Annotated in this window: 14 protein-coding genes; 6 read left to right on the top strand and 8 right to left on the bottom strand. The window is 67.4% G+C overall.

Annotation, left to right across the window (positions count from 1 at the left end):
- Complete coding sequence (locus AC6JAM_RS05775) at positions 1-699, bottom strand: DsbA family oxidoreductase (RefSeq protein ID WP_056392197.1); 699 nt, start codon at positions 697-699, stop codon at positions 1-3.
- Between the two features lie 213 nt (positions 700-912).
- Between AC6JAM_RS05775 and AC6JAM_RS05770 the strand changes: the two genes are divergently transcribed.
- Complete coding sequence (locus AC6JAM_RS05770; RefSeq protein WP_056392196.1) at positions 913-1974, top strand: glycosyltransferase family 4 protein; 1062 nt, start codon at positions 913-915, stop codon at positions 1972-1974.
- Positions 1975-2031: 57 nt separating this feature from the next.
- Entirely contained in the window at positions 2032-4200 is a 2169-nt protein-coding gene (locus AC6JAM_RS05765) for an amylo-alpha-1,6-glucosidase (RefSeq protein WP_056392194.1), read from the top strand.
- Positions 4201-4231: 31 nt separating this feature from the next.
- Here the strand turns inward: AC6JAM_RS05765 and AC6JAM_RS05760 are convergent, their stop codons facing one another.
- Positions 4232-4765, bottom strand: coding sequence for a GNAT family N-acetyltransferase (locus AC6JAM_RS05760; RefSeq protein WP_056392192.1), 534 nt, complete (start codon positions 4763-4765; stop codon positions 4232-4234).
- A gap of 14 nt (positions 4766-4779) precedes the next feature.
- Positions 4780-5739, bottom strand: a complete 960-nt coding sequence (locus AC6JAM_RS05755; RefSeq protein WP_056392191.1) for a D-2-hydroxyacid dehydrogenase family protein — start codon at positions 5737-5739, stop codon at positions 4780-4782.
- A gap of 130 nt (positions 5740-5869) precedes the next feature.
- Between AC6JAM_RS05755 and AC6JAM_RS05750 the strand changes: the two genes are divergently transcribed.
- Positions 5870-7063 carry an MFS transporter gene (locus tag AC6JAM_RS05750; protein ID WP_018771875.1) on the top strand — a complete coding sequence of 398 codons (1194 nt, stop codon included), beginning with the start codon at positions 5870-5872 and terminating at the stop codon, positions 7061-7063.
- A gap of 206 nt (positions 7064-7269) precedes the next feature.
- On the opposite strand, the gene aceB is transcribed toward AC6JAM_RS05750, so the two are convergent.
- Together aceB and aceA are read right to left on the bottom strand one after the other, a co-directional pair.
- The gene (aceB, locus tag AC6JAM_RS05745) at positions 7270-8922 is read right to left on the bottom strand and encodes a malate synthase A (RefSeq protein WP_497934262.1); all 1653 of its coding nucleotides are present in this window, start codon (positions 8920-8922) and stop codon (positions 7270-7272) included.
- A 217-nt stretch (positions 8923-9139) separates the two neighbouring features.
- On the bottom strand, positions 9140-10456 hold the full coding sequence (aceA, locus tag AC6JAM_RS05740) for an isocitrate lyase (protein WP_018770809.1): 1317 nt from the start codon (positions 10454-10456) through the stop codon (positions 9140-9142).
- 149 nt (positions 10457-10605) lie between these two features.
- On the opposite strand from aceA, the gene AC6JAM_RS05735 reads away from it, so the two are divergent.
- Positions 10606-12117, top strand: a complete 1512-nt coding sequence (locus tag AC6JAM_RS05735; RefSeq protein ID WP_056392189.1) for a helix-turn-helix transcriptional regulator — start codon at positions 10606-10608, stop codon at positions 12115-12117.
- Positions 12118-12257: 140 nt separating this feature from the next.
- Here the strand turns inward: AC6JAM_RS05735 and AC6JAM_RS05730 are convergent, their stop codons facing one another.
- The 3 genes from AC6JAM_RS05730 to AC6JAM_RS05720 are packed head-to-tail and all read right to left on the bottom strand — an operon-like array spanning position 12258 to position 15383.
- Complete coding sequence (locus AC6JAM_RS05730) at positions 12258-13280, bottom strand: TAXI family TRAP transporter solute-binding subunit (RefSeq protein WP_497934261.1); 1023 nt, start codon at positions 13278-13280, stop codon at positions 12258-12260.
- Positions 13264-14715 carry a sensor histidine kinase gene (locus tag AC6JAM_RS05725; protein ID WP_018770813.1) on the bottom strand — a complete coding sequence of 484 codons (1452 nt, stop codon included), beginning with the start codon at positions 14713-14715 and terminating at the stop codon, positions 13264-13266. The genes AC6JAM_RS05730 and AC6JAM_RS05725 overlap by 17 nt, the downstream gene beginning before the upstream one ends.
- Complete coding sequence (locus tag AC6JAM_RS05720; RefSeq protein WP_497934260.1) at positions 14712-15383, bottom strand: response regulator transcription factor; 672 nt, start codon at positions 15381-15383, stop codon at positions 14712-14714. Before AC6JAM_RS05720 ends, AC6JAM_RS05725 begins: the two co-directional genes overlap by 4 nt.
- 231 nt (positions 15384-15614) lie before the next feature.
- Here AC6JAM_RS05720 and AC6JAM_RS05715 point away from each other — a divergent pair, with 231 nt between their 5' ends.
- Positions 15615-17006 (top strand): MFS transporter, encoded by a 1392-nt coding sequence (locus tag AC6JAM_RS05715; RefSeq protein ID WP_497934259.1) that lies wholly within the window; start codon positions 15615-15617, stop codon positions 17004-17006.
- Between the two features lie 162 nt (positions 17007-17168).
- Positions 17169-18917: a pyruvate dehydrogenase gene (locus tag AC6JAM_RS05710; protein WP_268002561.1), complete on the top strand. Its 1749-nt coding sequence runs from the start codon at positions 17169-17171 to the stop codon at positions 18915-18917.
- The last annotated feature ends 12 nt before the right edge of the window (positions 18918-18929 follow it).

Below are 18929 nucleotides of genomic sequence, written 5' to 3'. Positions count from 1 at the left end.
CTACACCGCGCAGCCGTCGGGGCCGCAGGCGCCGCCGTCGGAGGAGTTGACCAGGACCAGCGGGTTGGCAGCCTGCCAGGCCTGGGCGAGGGCGGCGGTGAACGTCTCCGCCGGCTGGGCTCCGGACAGCCCGAACTTGCGGTCGATCACGAAGAACGGCACGCCGCTGATGCCCAGGCCCTGTGCCTCCTGGACGTCGAACCGGACCTCGTCCGTGTACTTGTCCGTGGTGAAGAGCTCCTCCACCTCATCGGACGGCAGGCCAAGATCGTTGCCGAGGGAGGACAGGTATTCCCGGCTGCCGATGTCCTTGCCGTGCTCGAAGTGGTCGCTCAGGAGGCGCTCCTTGGCCGCATCCTGCCGGCCGTGCGCCGCTGCAAGGTGGATCAGGCGGTGCGCGGTGAAGCTGTTGGCCACCACCACTTTGTCGAAGCGGTAGTCCAGGCCTTCGCCTTTTGCCTGCTCCGCCACGTGCTCAAACATCTGCGCGACCTGCCGTGACGGCATGCCCTTGCGGCTGCTCAGGTACTCCAGCTCGGTCCCGTCGTAGTGTTCCGGCAGGGTGGGATCCAGCTGGTAGCTCCGCCACACCACCTCAACGGCGTCACGGTGGGGGAATGCTGCCAGGGCCGCCTCGAACCGGCGCTTCCCGATGAAACACCACGGGCAGGCAACGTCAGACCAGATCTCAATCTTCATGCCTTGCACAACCGGGCCGCGCCTGCGGCCATTCCGCCGGCGCCTTATGAGATGGCACACATCCGCTCTTGTGGCCGGGGCAATCCTGGGCAATAGTCGGAGTTAGGTGAAGCAGACGCCAAACAAAATGAGAACACCACGGGACCCCAACGGTCCCGCGGGTTGATGCGCCTGGCGGCTGGGGAGCTCGGGCCCCTTCCCTGGAGGCCAGACATGCGAATTGGACTGATTGCGGGACCCTGGATTCCCATCCCTCCGTTGACTTACGGCGGCATCGAAAGGGTGGTGGACACCCTGGCGCGTGGCTTCGCGGCCGCCGGACACCAGGTCCTGCTCGCCGCCCCTTCCGAAAGCACATGCCCCGTGCCGCTGGTGCCGGGCATGCGGCCGGCGTCCCGGGACGAGCTTGGCTCAACCATGTCCGAACTCAGCCACGTGATCCGGGCCTACAAGGGGCTGCAGGACGTGGATATCATCCACGACCATACGCTCGCCGGCCCGCTCTACGCCCACCGTCCGGCCAAGGTTCCGGTGGTCACCACCATCCACGGCCCGCTCCACAAGCAGGCAGAGGACCTGTACCGGGCCATGGCGCCGGATGTGGCAATCGTGGCGATCTCCCGCGACCAGGCTTCACACGCTCCCGAGGTTCCCGTCACCCAGGTGATCCATCACGGCATGGACGTTTCCACTGTCCCGGTGGGAAGCGGCCGCGGCGGTTACCTGTGCTTCGTGGGGCGCGCATGCCATGACAAGGGGCTGCTTGAGGCCATCACGATCGCCCGCAGGGTGGGCATGCACCTGAAGATAGCGGTCAAGATGCGGGAGAAGGACGAGGTCCGCTACTTCCGGGAGGTCATCGAGCCCATGCTGGGCCCAAACGAGGATTTCGTGGGGGAAGTGGACGATGCCGCCAAGTACCGCCTGATGGGCGAGGCCACGGCCTTCCTCAACCCCATCCAGTGGTCCGAACCGTTCGGCCTGGTGATGATCGAGGCGCTGGCCACGGGCACTCCCGTCGTCGGGACGCGCATCGGTTCAGCGCCCGAGATCGTGGAGCATGGCCGGACGGGCTTCCTGGGGCAGACAGAGGATTTGCCCGGCTTCGTTGAGGCAGCAGCCGGCTTGAGCAGGGAACGGTGCCGGGCATCAGTGGAGGAGAGGTTCAATGCCCAACGGATGGTGGCGCAGCACCTGAGGCTCTTTGATGAACTGCTGGCGGGCAGATTGCCCGGAGGGGTTCCGGATGCCGCGCCCGTGCACCAAAATCGTTAAGGGGGCGGGCGGCCTTCCGGCTCCCCGGCAGCAAATCGCCTGAGAAGGGAGTCCTTCATGACCGCCTGGAACGAAGACAACGAGGCCTCCGGGTCGGACGTCGGCGCCGTCACCGTCCTGGAGGGTTCTTCGTTTTGCATATCGGCCGGAACCGGTGACATCAGCCCAGACGCCGGCACGAACGGCGCGTTCTTCCAGGACACCCGGATCATCTCCCGCTGGGTGCTGCGCATCAACGGCTCGATGCGGGAGCCGCTGTCTGCCCAGCGGCCGCATCCGTTCGAGGCCACGTTCGTTGGCCGTGCCGCGTGGCCCGGGGGCAGGTTCGACAGCCCGTTGGTGGTCCGTCAGGTCCGCCACATCGGGCCCGGCCTGCAGGATGACATCAGCCTGGAGAATTACGCGGCGGAGCCTGTTGAGTGCGACATCGAACTCCTCGTGGATGCGGATCAGGCCGATCTCTTCGACGTTAAGGGCGGGCGGACCACCGGCCCGGACGATACAACGCGCACCGTGGTGGATGGAAAGCTCATCATCGAGGCATCACGGCATGGCCAGCAGCGGGGCTCCGCCATCGGGGCACGGGGTGCAGAGGTGGACACGGACGGGTTGCGTTTTCACATCACCGTCCCTGCCCGGGGCAAATGGGCCACCAGCGTGATTGTGGTGCCGCTGGTGAACGGGGAGGCGCCGGAAAAGCCCTTCAAGGAAGGGCAGCTTCCGCACCACCGGGAAGGTGTGCGGCGGCATCTGGCCTGGGAAGAGAACGTCCCGCGGATCAGCGTCGAGGACGCAAGCTTCCAGAACGTGCTCAACCGGAGCCAGAGCGATCTTGGTGCCCTGCGGATCTTCGACGCCCATCACCCCGACCGCGCGGCCGTAGCCGCAGGTGCGCCCTGGTTCATGGCGTTGTTCGGACGGGATTCGCTGCTGACTTCCTACATGAGCCTGATGGTCAACCCGAACCTTGCGCTGGGCACGCTGCAGACCCTGGCCGGGATCCAGGGGAAGAAGGTTGACCCGGACTCAGAGGAGGAACCCGGCCGCATACCGCACGAGGTCAGGCTTGGTGTCACCGCCGGCCTGTCGTTGGGCGGCACCGCGTATTACGGCACCGTCGACGCAACCCCCCTGTTCGTCTCCACCCTGGGCGAGTTGAGCCGGTGGGGGCTCTCCCGGGATGCGATCCAGCCCTTGCTGGCGCACGCGGACCGGGCCCTGGAATGGATCGAAAAGTACGGCGACCGCGACGGCGACGGCTTTGTGGAATACCTTCGTCCCAACGACCATGGCCTGGTGAACCAGGGCTGGAAGGACTCCTGGGACGGGATCAACTTCGCGGATGGGACCATCGCGGAGGCGCCGATCGCCCTCTGCGAGGTCCAGGCTTATGTGTACTCCGCCTACCTGGGCAGGTCCTTGCTGGCCCACTGGAGCGGCGATTCGGGGCTGGAACAGCATTGGGCCGGAAAGGCGGCAGCTTTCAAGGAGGAGTTCAACAAGAAGTTCTGGCTGCCGGACAAGGGGTACTTCGCGGTGGCACTGGACAAGGACAAGCGGCATGTTGATGCGCTGACCTCCAACATTGGCCATTGCCTATGGACGGGGGTGGTGGACGAGGACAAAGCCACGTCCGTCATGGAGAACCTGATGTCCCCGCAGATGTTCACGGGCTGGGGCATCCGCACGCTGGCGTCGGACATGGGCGCCTACAACCCCGTCAGCTACCACAACGGCTCGGTGTGGCCACACGATACCGCGCTGGTGGCCACCGGGCTGATGCGCTACGGATTCGTGGACGAAGCCAGGCGGGTGGCCTTGGGCATCCTCGACGCTGCCGAGCACTTTGACGGCCGGCTGCCGGAACTGTTCTGCGGCTTTGACCGCGGCGAATTTCCCGGCCCCGTTCCGTATCCCACCGCTTGCTCACCGCAAGCCTGGGCTGCGGCCGCGCCGGTGCAGCTCGCCCGGATCCTGCTCCGGTTCGACCCCGTCTTCACCCGCGGGGTGGTGCACCTCGCACCGATCCTGCCGGAGTCCGTGGGCTCGTTCCGGGCGGAAAACGTCCTGCTGGACAGCAGCCGGGTGACCATCAGCGCCGCCGGATCCACCGGCACCATCGACGGTCTCCCGCCGGGGCTGAAACTCCTGGACGAACCGCGTCCGCCGCTGGCCTACCCGGTGGAAAGGGTGGGCGCCGGCGCGAACGCCAGCAGGCTGCACTGACAGCGGCGCTGCTAATCAAGGACCTGGACCGCTACGGCAGTGCGCGCTCCAGCACGAAATCATGCTCCACTGTGCTGCCCAGCCGGAAGGATTTGGTACCCACCCTCCGGAAGCCGGACTTTTCATAGAAGCGGATGGCGCGGGCATTCTGGCTGTTGACACCCAGCCATGCCCCGGCGCCGCCGGACGCTGCGGCAGCCGCCAGGCTGGCATGCATGAGTTCGGCGGCGGCGCCCAGTCCGTGGTAGTCCGGGTGGACGTAGCATTTGCTGATTTCCACGGACGGCAGCAGGGTCAGGACGGACGCCACATCCGGATCCGCGGCTGGCCGGTCCACCAGCAGGCTGTAGCCGTTGAGCCGGCCGTCCGCGTCGATGACCAGGATGGTGGTGTCCGGGTCCGCGAGGTATCCCTTGAAGTGTTCCTCGCTGAGCGTGTTGGCCAGGTGCGCGGCGATGTCGGCAGGTGACGACGACGGCGGGCAGGCCAGCGGAAAGGTGACGGAAGCCAGGGCGGCGAGCGGGCCGGCGTCGTCCGTTGTTGCCCTGCGGATGGTGTGGGTCATGCGTTTCTTCCAGGTCAGGCGGTGAGGGTCCGGATGGGGGCGCCGGCGAGCCAGGCGGTGATGTCCTCAAGGGCGCCGCCGTAAAACAGCCGGTAGCTTTCCTGGGTGACGTAGCCCAGGTGGGGGGAGAGCACGGTGTTCGGCGCGGCCAGGAGCGGATGGCCGGCCTGAAGGGGCTCCTGGTCGAAGACGTCCAGGGCGGCGCCGCGGATCCACCCCTGGTTCAGCGCCGTGACCAGCGCGTCCTGGTCAACCAGCGGGCCGCGGGCGGTGTTCACCAGGATGCCGTCCGGGCCCAGCAGCCGCAGCTCGGCCTCGCCCACGGTGTTCTCGGACCGCGGGGAGAGCCGCAGGTGGAGGGTGGCGACGTCGGCTGCCGTGAAGAGCTCCTCCTTGGACACCAGCCGGGCGCCGGCCTGTGCGGCGTCCTCAGCCGTGAGATTCTGGCTCCAGGCCACCACGTCCATGCCGAACGCCTGCCCGTAGGCGGCCACCCGCCGGCCGATCTTCCCCAGACCCACGATGCCCAGGGTTTTGCCGGCGAGCTCCACCCCCACCGTCGACTGCCAGGTGCCCGCCCGGAGCGAGTTTTCCTCCGCCGGCAGGTGCCGGGCGATAGCCAGCAGCAGGGCCCAGGTCAGTTCCGGCGCAGCGGAGGGCGAACCCGGCGTACCGCACACCGTCACCCCGTGTTCAGCAGCTGCCGCCAGGTCGATGGAGGCGTTCGCCATCCCGGTGGTGACCAGCAGCTCAAGCGCCGGCAGTTTTTCGAACACCTCACGGGGGAAGGCCGTCCGTTCGCGCATCGCGATGACCATGGTGGTGTCTGCCAGCGCCGACACCAGCGCATCCGGGGATGTGAAGGGCTCCCGGTAGGACGTCACGGTGACATCCTTCGCCTCCAGGGCCGCGAAGTCGGCGAAGCCGTGGGCCACGTCCTGGTAGTCGTCGAGGATGGCAAGGCGGTGCGTCATGGCTGTCCTTCGCGGTGTCCTACGTCCTTGGGTCACGTTCATCGTATGGCAGGGTGCCTGAAACTCCCGTCACGCCGGGCATGATAGCAATGGGAGTGATGAATCCACGCCCATTCCCGATTTTGCCCCTGTGAGCGGCCACGTCCTCTCCCGTGTCCCGAAGAGTTGGGTCCTGCTGGCCTGCATCGGCCTGCTGGCGCTGAACCTCCGCGGCCCCTTCGTCGCCGTCGCGCCCCTGGTGGACCCCATGCAGGCGGAACTGCACTTTTCGCCGGTCCTGCTGGGACTGCTCACCAGCATTCCGGTGCTCTGCTTCTCGCTCGCGGCTCCGCTGGCGTCCCTGGCCGCCCGGAAATTCGGGGCCGAGTTCGCGGTCACGCTGACCATCCTGGGCGTACTGGCGGGCGTGCTGGTGCGCTCCGCCGGGGGCCCGGTGCTGGTGGTGGCCGGCACGGTGGTCATCGGGTTGGCCATCACCGTGGGGAACATCGCGGTGCCGCTGATCATCCGCCGTGATTTTGCGCCGCGCCGGCAGGGGACAGCGATGGGAATCTACACCGCCGCCCTGAATATCGGGTCCTTCCTGACCTCGGTGGCCATGGCCCCGCTGGCGGCCGTGACGGGGTGGAGGCTGGCCCTGGCCGCCGTCGCCGTCCTGGCAGTCGCCGCGGTGGTGGTGTGGGTCCTGGCCGTGGGACCGCGGACGGCGTTCCTGGTATCGGGGGACGACGGCGGGGACGCGCCGCTGCCCCGGGCGGCCGGTTCGGGCTGGACCACCTTCGGCCTCACGGCCGGCTTCGGCGGCCAGGCGTTCTCCTACTACGGCGTCACGGCATGGTTGCCCAGCTACCTCCACGACGAGCTCGCCATGTCCACGTCCGAGGCGGGCGCCGCGTCCTCGATCTTCCAGATCCTGGCCATCGTGGGCGGCCTCGGCGTGCCCTTCGCGGCCAAATACATGAGTACGACGGCGGTGGCGGTCACCCTGGGTACGTTGTGGCTGGCGGTTCCCCTCGGGCTGCTTTTGCTGCCTGAGCTCTGGTGGCTGTGGTCCACGTCCGGCGGCATTGCGCAGGGCGGCGGCATTACCCTGATCTTCATCGCCATCATCAAGCTGGCACGCGACCAGGCTTCCGCCGGCCGGATGTCCGCCACCGTCCAGGGCCTGGGCTACTGCCTCGCCGCAGTGGCCCCGCCGCTGGTGGGCTTCGTCCACGACAGCTCGGGATCATGGACTCCCGCACTGCTGGTCATCCTGGTGTCGGTACTGGCCTTCTTCGTCAGCACTACCCTGTCTGTGCGGAAGGTGCCGAAAGGGCGCTGAGGCGGGCGTCCGCCGTCGAACGTTCCGCCACTCAAACGCCCGCCCACTTTCTTTGGGAAAGCGGGCGGGCGTCTTGGTTTTCCCGCACCAAGTGAGCGGGGGTGTGGCGGTTGCTCCGTCGCCGGGCCGGCGCCCCGGATTTCGGGGGGCCTGTTGCGGAGGGCGTGCCGGCCCGGCGGACGGAAGTGTGTGGTGCTGGTCCCTGGCTAGGCTGCGGCCAGCTCCTCGACGGTGGCCTTTTCGCGGGCCTCGGTGAGGTAGCGGGCGTAGGCGGGGAGGGTGAGGAAGGACGGGAACTCACGGGCCAGCGTTACTTCTTCGAAGATGTCCCGGGCGTCCTCGAAGCGGTCGCCGTCGAAGCGCTCCAGCCGGGCGAATTCCTCGTCCAGGAGTTCCACCACCCATTCGTGGCTGATGATCTCGCCGTGGTCCGTGATGGCCCGGGCGTAGATCCACTGCCAGAGCTGGGACCGGGAGATCTCGGCGGTGGCGGCGTCCTCCATCAGGTTGTGGATGGCCACCGCGCCGTTGCCGCGCAGCCAGGACTCGATGTAGCGGATGCCCACTTCGATGTTGTTCCGAATGCCCTGCTCGGTGATGGTGCCGGTGGTGGCGGCCACGTTAATCAGGGCGCGGTCATCGGGGGTGACGTCCTCGCGGAGCCGGTCCAGCTGGTTGGGCTTGTTGCCCAGGACGCCGTCGAAGACTTCGCGGCAGACGGGCACCAGGTCCGGGTGGGCTACCCAGGAACCGTCGAAGCCGTCGTTGGCCTCGCGGGTCTTGTCCGCACGGACCTTTTCGAGGGCGTTGGCGTTGGCTTCCGGGTCCTTGCGGTTGGGAACGGCCGCGGCCATGCCGCCAATGGCCATGGCGCCGCGCTTGTGGCAGGCCCTGACCAGCTGTTCGGTGTAGGCGCGCATGAACGGCTGCGTCATGGTGACCTGGCCGCGGTCCGGGAGGACGAAGCGGGGGCCGCGGGTGCGGAAGTTCTTGATCAGGGAGAAGATGTAGTCCCAGCGGCCGGCGTTCAGGCCCGAGGCGTGGTCGCGCAGTTCGTAGAGGATTTCCTCCATTTCGAAGGCCGCGGTGATGGTTTCGATGAGCACCGTGGCGCGGATGGTGCCCTGCGGGATGCCGAGCAGGTCCTGGGCCAGGATGAAGATGTCGTTCCAGAGCCGGGCTTCGAGGTGGTTCTCGATCTTGGGCAGGTAGAAGTACGGGCCCTTGCCCAGCGCCAGGAGGCGGCGGGCGTTGTGGAAGAAGAACAGGCCGAAGTCCACGATGCCGCCGGCGATGGGCTGGCCGTCGATGAGCATGTGCTTTTCCGGCAGGTGCCAGCCGCGGGGGCGGACCACGATGGTGGGCAGGTCACCGGCGGGGCGGAGCTTGTATTCCTTGCCTTCTTCGCTGGTGAAGTCGATCCGGCGTTCCAGGGCGTCGGTGAGGTTCAGCTGGCCCTTGATGACGTTCCGCCAGGTGGGGGTGGAGGCGTCCTCCATGTCCGCGAGCCACACCTTCGCGCCCGAGTTCAGGGCGTTGATGGTCATCTTCTTGTCCACCGGGCCGGTGATCTCCACACGGCGGTCCTCCAGCCCGGGTGCCGGGGGAGCCACCCGCCAGGACGGATCATTCCGGATCTCCTCGGTCTCCCGCAGGAAGCGGGGGTCCGCCCCGGCGGCAATGTCGGCCCGCCGTGCCCGCCGTGCCTGCAGCAGCTCCTGCCGCCGCTCAGCGGTGGCCCGGTGCAGCTTGGCAATGAAGGAGAGGGCGTCCGGAGTCAGCACCTCGTCCTGCCGGCAAATGGGCTGGGCGGTCAAGGTAATGCCATTGATCGTGAAGCTGTCAGTAAAGCTGTTCATTTCAGTCTCCTTAAAGACGAAAGGGAAGTTCGACGGCGGGTAGCAGCAGGGTGGCGACTGAGGCACGAGGCCGAGGAGCCGGTGTCGCGGCAGCCTGCGTAAAAGGGGCCCTGCGTCCGGCCTCGGCGAGTTCTACGAGCCCAAGGCCGGACGTGGGGAATAGCAGGCAGAGCGATGCCGGTCCGAAGGCCGGACGGAAGCGCCGCCGTCGTAAGCGTTAGTGGAACTGGCCCTCTTCGGTCGATCCGACCAGGGCGAGGGTGGAGGCGTTGGGGTTGAGCGCCGTGGAGATGGTGTCGAAGTAGCCGGTGCCGACTTCGCGCTGGTGCTTGGTGGCGGTGTAGCCGCGGGATTCGGAGGCGAATTCCTTTTCCTGGAGCTCGACGTAGGCGCTCATGCCTTCACGGGCGTAGCCGTGGGCGAGGTCGAACATCGAGTAGTTCAGGGCGTGGAAGCCGGCCAGGGTGATGAACTGGAAGGTGAAGCCCATGGCGCCGAGTTCGCGCTGGAACTTGGCGATGGTGGCATCGTCCAGGTGCTTGCGCCAGTTGAAGGACGGCGAGCAGTTGTAGGAGAGCATCTGGTCCGGGAACTCGGCCTTGACGGATTCGGCGAACTTGCGGGCCAGCTCCAGGTCCGGGGTGCCCGTCTCCATCCAGATCAGGTCGGAGTACGGGGCGTAGGCCTTGGCGCGGGCGATGCAGGGTTCGATCCCGTTGCGGACCTTGTAGAAGCCCTCGGCGGTGCGCTCGCCGGTGATGAATTCCTGGTCGCGTTCATCGACGTCGGAGGTGATCAGGGTGGCTGCCTCGGCGTCGGTGCGGGCAATGACGACCGTGGGGGTGCCGGCGACGTCGGCTGCCAGGCGGGCGGCGTTCAGGGTGCGGACGTGCTGCTGGGTTGGGATCAGCACCTTGCCGCCGAGGTGGCCGCACTTCTTCTCCGAGGCGAGCTGGTCCTCCCAGTGAACGCCGGCCGCGCCGGCCTGGATCATGGATTTCATGAGTTCGTAGGCGTTCAGCGGGCCGCCGAAGCCGGCCTCGGCGTCGGCGACGATCGGCACCATCCAGTCCTCGACCGTCTGGATGCCCTCGGAGAACTCGATCTGGTCCGCCCGGAGCAGGGCGTTGTTGATGCGGCGGACCACCGTGGGAACGGAGTTGGCCGGGTAGAGCGACTGGTCCGGGTAGGTGTGGCCGGAGTTGTTGGCGTCGGCCGCCACCTGCCAACCGGAGAGGTAGATGGCACGCAGGCCTGCCTTGACCTGCTGCACGGCCTGGTTGCCCGTCAGGGCACCAAGGGCGTTGGTGTAGCCGCCGGTCTTGTGCTCCTCGGTGAGCTGCTTCCACAGCTTCTCCGAACCGCGGCGGGCCAGGGTGTGCTCTTCGGAGACACGTCCCCGGAGACGGACGACGTCGGAGGCTGAGTAGTCCCGGGTCACACCTTCCCAGCGGGGGTTGGCGGCCCACTCGAGCTCCAGGGCGGCGGCCTGCTGTTCGGGCGTCTGCTGGGTGGGCTCAAATGCTGCAGTCATCGTTGATCTCCTTGATTGAGCTCCGGATGGGGTAGGTGGGAACCGCGCCGTTGCGGTTCACACCGGCTTTTCCGGTGCGGTGTTTCTTTCCGTAGCAACTACTTTTCAGCACTTCCAACCCCCTTTCTAGAGAAAAAGGGTGGAAAGAAATGCAGTTCTTCACGTATTCTTCAGAAATGTCACCTTCAAGCTGGAACAGGGACGTTTCCCAGCCGTCGTCCACCGCCGCCCCGGAACTGGACGTCATTGCCCTGGGTCGCCGCGTCCGCCATCTGCGCAAACAAGCCAGGCTTACGCTCGATGACCTGAGCGCCGCCGTCGGCACCGCTCCCAGCCAGCTCAGTTTGATCGAAAACGGCAAACGTGAACCCAAGCTGACCCTGCTCCAGCACCTCGCGGGGGCGCTCAATGTCACCATCGACCAGCTGCTGGGGGCCGAGCCGCCCAGCCGCCGCGCCGCCCTGGAAATCGAGCTGGAACGGTACCAGCGCGGTCCGCTCTACGAATCCCTGGACCTGCCGAAAATCCGCATCAGCTCAAGGCTGCCGCTGGATGTGCTGGAGGCCCAGGTGGGGCTGCTGCATGAGCTCGAACGGAAGATGAACGAGCAGGTGGCCACCCCCGAGGAAGCCCGCCGCGCCAACGGGGAACTGCGGGCCATGATGCGGGAACGTGGGAACTACTTTCCGGAGTACGAAGCCGAGGCCCAGAAGGTCCTCAAGGAGGTGGGCTACACCACCGGTCCGCTGAGCCAGCACGTCATCGCAGATATCGCCGCGCACCTCGGTTTCACCCTGCACCACGTGGGTGATTTGCCGCATTCCACCCGCTCGGTGACGGATTTGAAGAACCGCAGAATTTACCTGACCCAGAGCCAGCGGCAGGACCACGACCCCCGCTCCGTGCTGCTCCAGGCTCTTGGCCACTACGTCCTGGGCCACGAAACGCCCCGGAACTACGGCGACTTCCTGGCCCAGCGGGTGGCCACCAACTATTTCGCCGCCGCCCTGCTCCTGCCCGAGCAGGCCACCGTGGAATTTCTGCAAAAAGCCAAGGCGGCCAAGGAAATCGCCGTCGAGGACATCCGGGACGCGTTCGCTGTGTCCTACGAGACCGCCGCGCACCGGTTCACCAACCTGGCCACCAAGCACCTGGGCATCACCACGCATTTCCAGAAGACACACCAGAGCGGCATCATCTACAAGGCGTATGAGAACGACGGCGTGAACTTCCCCCAGGACCATACCGGCGCCATTGAGGGCCAGCCGTCGTGCAAGGCGTGGACGTCGAGGGCGGTGTTCGACGTGCCGGACAAGTTCAGCGCGTACAGCCAGTACACTGATACGCCGTCCGGGACCTACTGGTGCACCGCCCGTACCGAGCGCTCGGCCGCCGGGGAGTTCTCCCTGAGCATCGGGGTCCCGTACCAGCACGTGAAGTGGTTCCGCGGCCGGGAGACCACTGCGCGGGCCACATCCAACTGCCCGGATCCCACCTGCTGCAAGCGGCCACCAGCCGAACTGGCCACGCAGTGGGCCGGCAACGCGTGGCCCTCAGCGCGGGCGCACTCGCACCTGCTCGCCGCCATGCCTCCGGGAGCCTTCCCGGGCGTGGACGAAACCGAGGTGTACAGCTTCCTGCAGGCCCACTCGGGGAGCTGAACAACGCCCGCTCACTTCTGGCAGCTTGTCGCTGAACGCCCGCTCACTTTCTTGGCCAAAGTGAGCGGGCGTCGGCGTAAGTGCTGCCAAACGTGAGCGGGCGTCGCCGTAAGTGCTGCCAAATGTGAGCGGGCGTTTGGTTAGCCGTGCAGCGCCCGGTACGCGTCCGCCGCGGCCGGGTGCAGGGGGACCCCGGCGGTGTTGATGAGGCTCTCGGCGCTGAGGAACTGCACGCCCAGGCTGGACTGGGGGATCAGCTCGGCGGCCGAATGCACCAGCAGCTGCACCGTCCGCTCCACGGTGGCATTGTCCAGGTCCCGGCGGCACAGGAGCAGGTTGGGAGCGCCCACCGTCCACACCGCCGGCACTCCGGGATAGCTGCCCTCCGGGATGAGCACGCGGTCGTAGATGCCGCCGTACCGCCGCCGCAGTTCCGGCAGCAGGCCGGACAGGTCCAGAAGGCCCAGGGCCACCTCCTGCTGTGCCGCGGCGATGGCGGCAGTGGGAACGCCACCGGACCAGAACAGGGCGTCGACGGCCCCTGCCTTGAGGGCGGCGATGCCGTCGTTCAGGCCAAGGTTTTCGACGGCGGCGCTTCCGGCCGGGGGCGCCGCGGCACCCGTTGAGGTACCCAGTCCCGCCGCTTCGAACAGCCGCGGCGTGGTCAGCGACGTGCCGGAGCCGGGCTGGCCCACGGCAACCCGGCGTCCGGCCAGACCGGAGATGTCCCGGATGCCGCTGTCCTTCCGCACTACACAGTGGACATAGTTTTCGTACACCTTGCCGATCGCGGCGATCCCGGCAGCATCAGGGCCCGGCTCCTGGCCCGCAGCGTCCGCCAGGGCAACGGCAAACGCGGCGCGCCCAGCCCGCAGTTCCGCGATGTTGTCCAGGCTTCCCCCGGTGGTCACGGCCCTGGCGTGCTGCGCCAATCCGTGGCGTTCCAGGGCAGCGGCCAGCAGGGTTGCGAACTCAAGGTAGAAACCGCCCGGTTCGCCGCCCGCCACAATGAGGCTCTCCGGCCGGTCCCCGCCGGTGCAGGCACTGAGCGCAGGCGGCAGGCATGCGGAGAGTCCGACGGCGAGGGCTGACTTGAGCACGGAACGCCGCCGTGGGTGGGCGGCAGCACCGCCCGGGGCGCCAGGTTCACGCACGGGCACCATCCCTGCCGGACCCAACTGCCAGCTGGGCCGCCGATGGGGTGGGGAACCGGATCCGGGCCGCGAGACCGTGGGGGGCCGCTTCGGCCAGCACCAGCCGGGCCCCGTTCGCGGCGGCAAGCTCGCCCACAATGGTCATGCCCAGTCCGGTCCCCGGAACCGAAGAGTGCCTCGGAGACCGCCAAAACCTGGTGGCAGCCGAGGCGCGCTCGGACTCCGAAAGCCCCGGCCCGTCGTCGGAAATCTCCACCACCACCGCGTCCTTTTCCGTCCGCACGGCAGCGGTGACGGTGGCACCCGGGGCGTACTTGATGGCGTTGTTGAGCAGTTCGCCGGCCATCTGCGCCAGTTCTGCCGGGTGGCAGGCAACCAGTGCCGCCGGCTGCGGCGCCGCGGCAAGGACCAGCCGGCAACCGGCCTGCTCCGCCAGCGGTGCTGCCCGCTCCAGCTCCCCCTGGAGGATGGGAAACGGGTCCACGGGCTGGGCGGCCGCATGGTCTGCGGGAGTGCCGGACGCCCGCAGGTACCCTTCGGATGCCCTGTGCTCCGCGGCGGCGAGCTTCAGGACCCCGTCCAGGATCTCCTCCACCCGCTCAAGCTCCGTCAGGGCGCGCTCGGCGGCGTCGTGCTCGCGGGCGGTCTTCAGCTCGAGCTGGAGCAGGTCCAGCCGCAGCCGGAGTGCCCCCACCGGGTTCCGCAGCTGGTGCGACGCGTCCGCAATCAGCTGCCGCTGGGCCGCCATGCTGGCGCTCACGGTCCGTGCCATCGCCGTGAAGGACCGGCTCAGTTCCCGCAGTTCGGGCGGTCCGTCGTCCGGGAGGCGCCCGGCCCGCCCGGTCCGCTCCAGCTCGTGTACCGCTGAGTCCAGCCGCAGGACGGGCCGCAGCACCCAGCCGGTGACCCGCGCGGCGCCCACCAACAGCACGGCGGCCAAGGCAAGCGCAGCGATACCCACCGCGAGCCACCGCTCCCGGAGCTTTTGCTGCGCCGTGCCGGCGCGGACGTCAAGGACCACGGCGCCCAGGACCTGGCTGGCACTGCCGAAGGGCCTGAAGATGACGCGGGAACTGGAGCCGAAGGGCTCCAGCGGTTCCAGGGATGTGTTGCTCACGTTCAGCCGGGCAAGGGACAGGGCATCCTGCACGTCGGACCGCCCTGCATCCAGGCCGCCTGACGCCAGGATGTCCTGCTGGACCCGTACTACGATTCCTTCCCCGTAAAGCCCGGAATAGGTGTCCATCTCCCGCTGCAGCCGCACGGTGTCGCCGTCGCCTGCGGCATCAAAAGCGACCTGCGCCAGCCGGTTCAGGGACGCCGCCCGGTTGATCTGGAGTTCCTGCGTCAGCTCGCGGGAGGCGGACCCCAGGATGGTCCCCGAAATCAGGAAGACCACCACCAGGCAGAGCACGCTGAGGACGCCCAGCACCCGGAGCCTCATGCGCCGGCCGCCTCCACCCGGTAGCCCACCCCGCGGACATTGATGATGAAACCGGGTTTCTGCAGTTTTGCCCGCAGCCCGGTGAGGTGCACGTCCAGGGACCGGGAAGAGGCCAGGAACGCATCGCCCCACAGGGCGTCCAGGATCTGCTCACGCGTGACCACAGAGCCGGCATGCCGTGCCAGCAGTGCGAGGAGTTCGAATTCCGTGGCCGTGAGGGGGAGCGGGTCACCGCCCTTGGATGCGGTGCGCCGGTTGAGGTCGATGGCAAGGTCGTCCAGGACAATAACGTCCTCCTGCGGTGTCCCGCGGCTCCGTCCCGCCCGCCGCGTCACGGCTTCAATCCGGGCCAGCAGCTCCACCAGCTTCACGGGCTTAACCAGGTAGTCGTCGGCGCCGGAGCGGAGCCCGAGCACCACGCTGCGTTCGTCGTCGCGGGCGGTCAGGATCAGGATGGGCACGTCGGTGACCTGCCGCAGCTTGCGCAGCACCTCCAGCCCGTCCATGTCCGGAAGCCCCAGGTCCAGGAGGATCACCTGGAAGTTCCGGTGCGAGAGCAGCGCGTCCGCACCCCGGGACAGCCGCCGCGGGTGATGGCCGGCGCTTTCGACGGCGGCGGTCAGGGCACCGGCCATGGCGTCGTCGTCCTCGACGATCAGCACGTCCATGGCCATCTTCCTTGCTGTAGTGCGGTGTCCGGTTCACCCCCGCTTGGTGAGATTACCGCGTGCCGGCCCGATTTGCCCGGCTGCAGCGGGCAGAACAGCGGGGCCGGGCGCCGAATCCTAAGGAAGTGTTAGGAAATGCCCCACGACGTTGGTTGTGCGGTGGATCACCCATACCGTGGATGAGGCCCTCCGCTGCCGGAGGCCGCCGTCACTACAAGGAGGAACTCGCCGATGAGCACCCAACAGACCGCACCCCCATCGGAGGCAGCCCAGACCCGACGGGCCGTGGGCAATATCCTGAAGGGCTCCGCCGGCAACCTTGTGGAATGGTATGACCTCTACGTCTACACCGTCTTCGCCGCCTACTTCCAGGCCCACTTCTTCAACTCCAAGGACGAGCTCCAGGCGGGCCTCGAAGCGATGGCCGTGTTCTCGACGTCGTTCCTCATGCGCCCCATCGGCGCCTGGTTCTTCGGCCGGTACGCGGACCGCAAGGGCCGCAAGGCGGCGCTCACGCTCAGCGTCACCATGATGTCCGCCGGCTCATTCGCCATCGCGGTGCTGCCCACGCAGGACGTGATCGGCCTGTGGGCCATGATCCTGCTGGTGCTCATCAGGGTGATCCAGGGCTTCTCGGTGGGCGGTGAATACGGCACCAGCGCCACCTACATGTCAGAGGCGGCCACCACTAAGCGGCGCGGATTCTTCTCCAGCTTCCAGTACGTCACCCTGATCGGTGGCCAGATGCTGGCTCTGCTGGTCCTGGTGATCCTGCAGAACGCCATGCCCAAGGGCGACCTCAACGAGTGGGGCTGGCGGATCCCGTTCGCCATCGGCGGCGTGGCGGCCCTTGTTGTCCTGTGGCTGCGCCGCTCCATGGAGGAGACCGTCTCCGCCGAACAGATCAACGCCGCAAAGACTCCCGCCGTGGCCGGCCAGGCCCAGCCGGGCACCATGAAGCTGCTGTTCACCGGCTACTGGAAGCCGCTGCTGGTCTGCATTGGCATCACCCTTGGCGGCACCGTGGCCTTCTACACCTACACCAACTTCATCCTGAAGTTCATGAACGATACGTCCGGCATCGCCAAGACCGACACCTCCGTGATCAACTTCTGGGCCCTGTTTATCTTCATGCTGCTGCAGCCCGTCTACGGCATCATCTCGGACAAGGTGGGCCGCAAGCCCCTGCTGCTCTGGTTCGGCATCACCGGTGTGCTGTTCACCTGGCCGCTGCTGTCCACGCTGGCCGGCACCAAGGATCCATTCACCGCGTTCCTGCTGATGATGGGCGGCCTGCTGATCGTGGGCGGCTACACCTCCATCAATGCCCTGGTGAAGGCCGAGCTCTTCCCGGCCTCCATCCGTGCCCTGGGCGTGGGCCTGGGCTACGCGATCGCCAACTCCCTCTTCGGCGGAACCGTGCCGTTGATCGGCGCCGCCTTCCAGAAGTCCGGACGGGAGGACCTCTTCTTCACGTACGTCACGGTGGCGATCGCCATCTCGCTGGTGGTCTACATCTTCGCCCTGAAGAACAAGAAGGCCACGCACCTTGACGCCGAACAGGGCCACGCATGGGCATCCAACGCGGCCGACGGCGAAGAGCGCGTGGGTGCCGGACGGTAGCCTTTAGCGGCACCCGGGGGCCAGCTCCCCAAGGAGGCGTACGACGGCGGCTGCCAGGCCGCCGTCGTACGCCTCCTCTGCATGCCCGTCAGGTGCCAGCCCAGGTGGGCGGACTATATTGGGCCATGTCAGCCACCACCACAAACGCGGGAGTCTGCACCCATGGCCAAGGAACTTGCCACCCAGCTCATCGAACAACTCCAGGCTGCCGGCGTGCAGCGGATCTACGGGATTGTGGGTGACAGCCTCAACCCGATCGTGGACGCCGTCCGCCAGACGGGTGGCGCCGCGAAGGGCGGCATCGACTGGATCCACGTCCGCCATGAGGAAGCGGCCGCCTTTGCCGCGGCTGCAGAGGCGCAACTCACCGGCAAGCTCGCGGTCTGTGCCGGATCCTGCGGCCCCGGGAACCTGCACCTGATCAACGGCCTCTACGACGCCAACCGGTCCGGCGCGCCGGTGCTGGCCATCGCCTCGCACATTCCCAGCAAGCAGATCGGCAGCAGCTTCTTCCAGGAGACCCACCCGGACCGGCTGTTCAACGAGTGCTCGGTGTATTCGGAGCTGGTCAGCACCGCGGAGCAGGCGCCCCGCGTGATGCACAGCGCCATCCAGCACGCGCTGGGACTCGGCGGAGTCGCCGTCGTGACCCTTCCAGGTGACATCGCCGGCCTGGAAGCCACGGCACCCACGCCGCTTCCCGCCACGTTCCGGCCGGCCAGCCTGGTCCCGGACCCGGCAAGCGTCCAGTCGCTGGCGGACGCCATCAACGACGCCGGGAAGGTGGCCATTTTCGCCGGTGCCGGCGTGGAAGGCGCCCACAGCGAGCTGATGGCGCTCGCGGAGCTGGCGAAGGCGCCGGTGGGGCACTCGCTCCGCGGCAAGGACTTTGTCCAGTACAACAACCCGTTCGATATCGGCATGACCGGGCTGCTGGGCTACGGTGCCGCGGCGGAGGGGATCGAGGACGCGGACCTGCTGGTCCTCCTCGGCACGGATTTCCCGTATGACCAGTTCCTGCCCGACACCAGGACCGCGCAGGTGGACCGGGCGGCGCACCGGCTGGGCCGCCGGACGGACGTGGACATCGCCGTCCACGGCGAGGTGCTCCCCACCCTGCGCGCACTGCTGCCGCTGGTGAAGGCGAAGAAGAGCCGCCGGTTCCTGGACCAGATGCTCAAGAAGCACGACCGGCTGATGAACAAGGCGGTGGGCGCCTACACCCGCAAAGTGGAGAAGAAGCAGCCCATCCACCCGGAGTACGCGGCCTCGCTGCTGGACCAGGTGGCGGCGGAGGACGCCATTTTCACGGCCGATACCGGCATGTGCAACGTCTGGACCGCGCGCTACATCAACCCGCTGGGCACCCGCCGGCTGATCGGGTCCTTCCTGCATGGCTCCATGGCCAACGCCCTCCCGCATGCCATCGGGGCCCAGTTGGCCAACCCGGGCCGCCAGGTCATCTCGGTTTCGGGTGACGGCGGGCTGTCCATGCTGCTAGGCGAGCTGATCACCGCGGCCGCGTACAAGCTGCCGGTCAACGTGGTGCTGTTCAATAACTCCACCCTGGGCATGGTCAAGCTGGAGATGCTGGTGGACGGGCTGCCCGACTTCGGCGTGGACGTGCCGGACGCCAACTATGCGGCCGTGGCCAAAGCCCTGGGCTTCCATGCCGTGCGGGTGACCGATCCTGCGCAGATCGAGTCGGCGTACCGGGAGGCCTTCGCCCACCCGGGCCCGTCACTGGTGGAGCTGATCACCGATCCCAAGGCGCTGTCCATCCCGCCCAAGATTTCCGGCTCGCAGGTGATCGGATTCGCCACCGCCATGTCCAAGGTGGTCCTGAACCGCGGGGCGGGCGAGGCCGTGAGCATGGCCCGCAGCAACCTGCGCAACATCCCCCGGCGCTAGCCACACGTCGAG

The sequence above is a fragment of the Arthrobacter sp. GmRoot5-12 genome (genome assembly GCF_059739365.1).
This window is presented reverse-complemented; position numbering and strand designations above follow the sequence as displayed.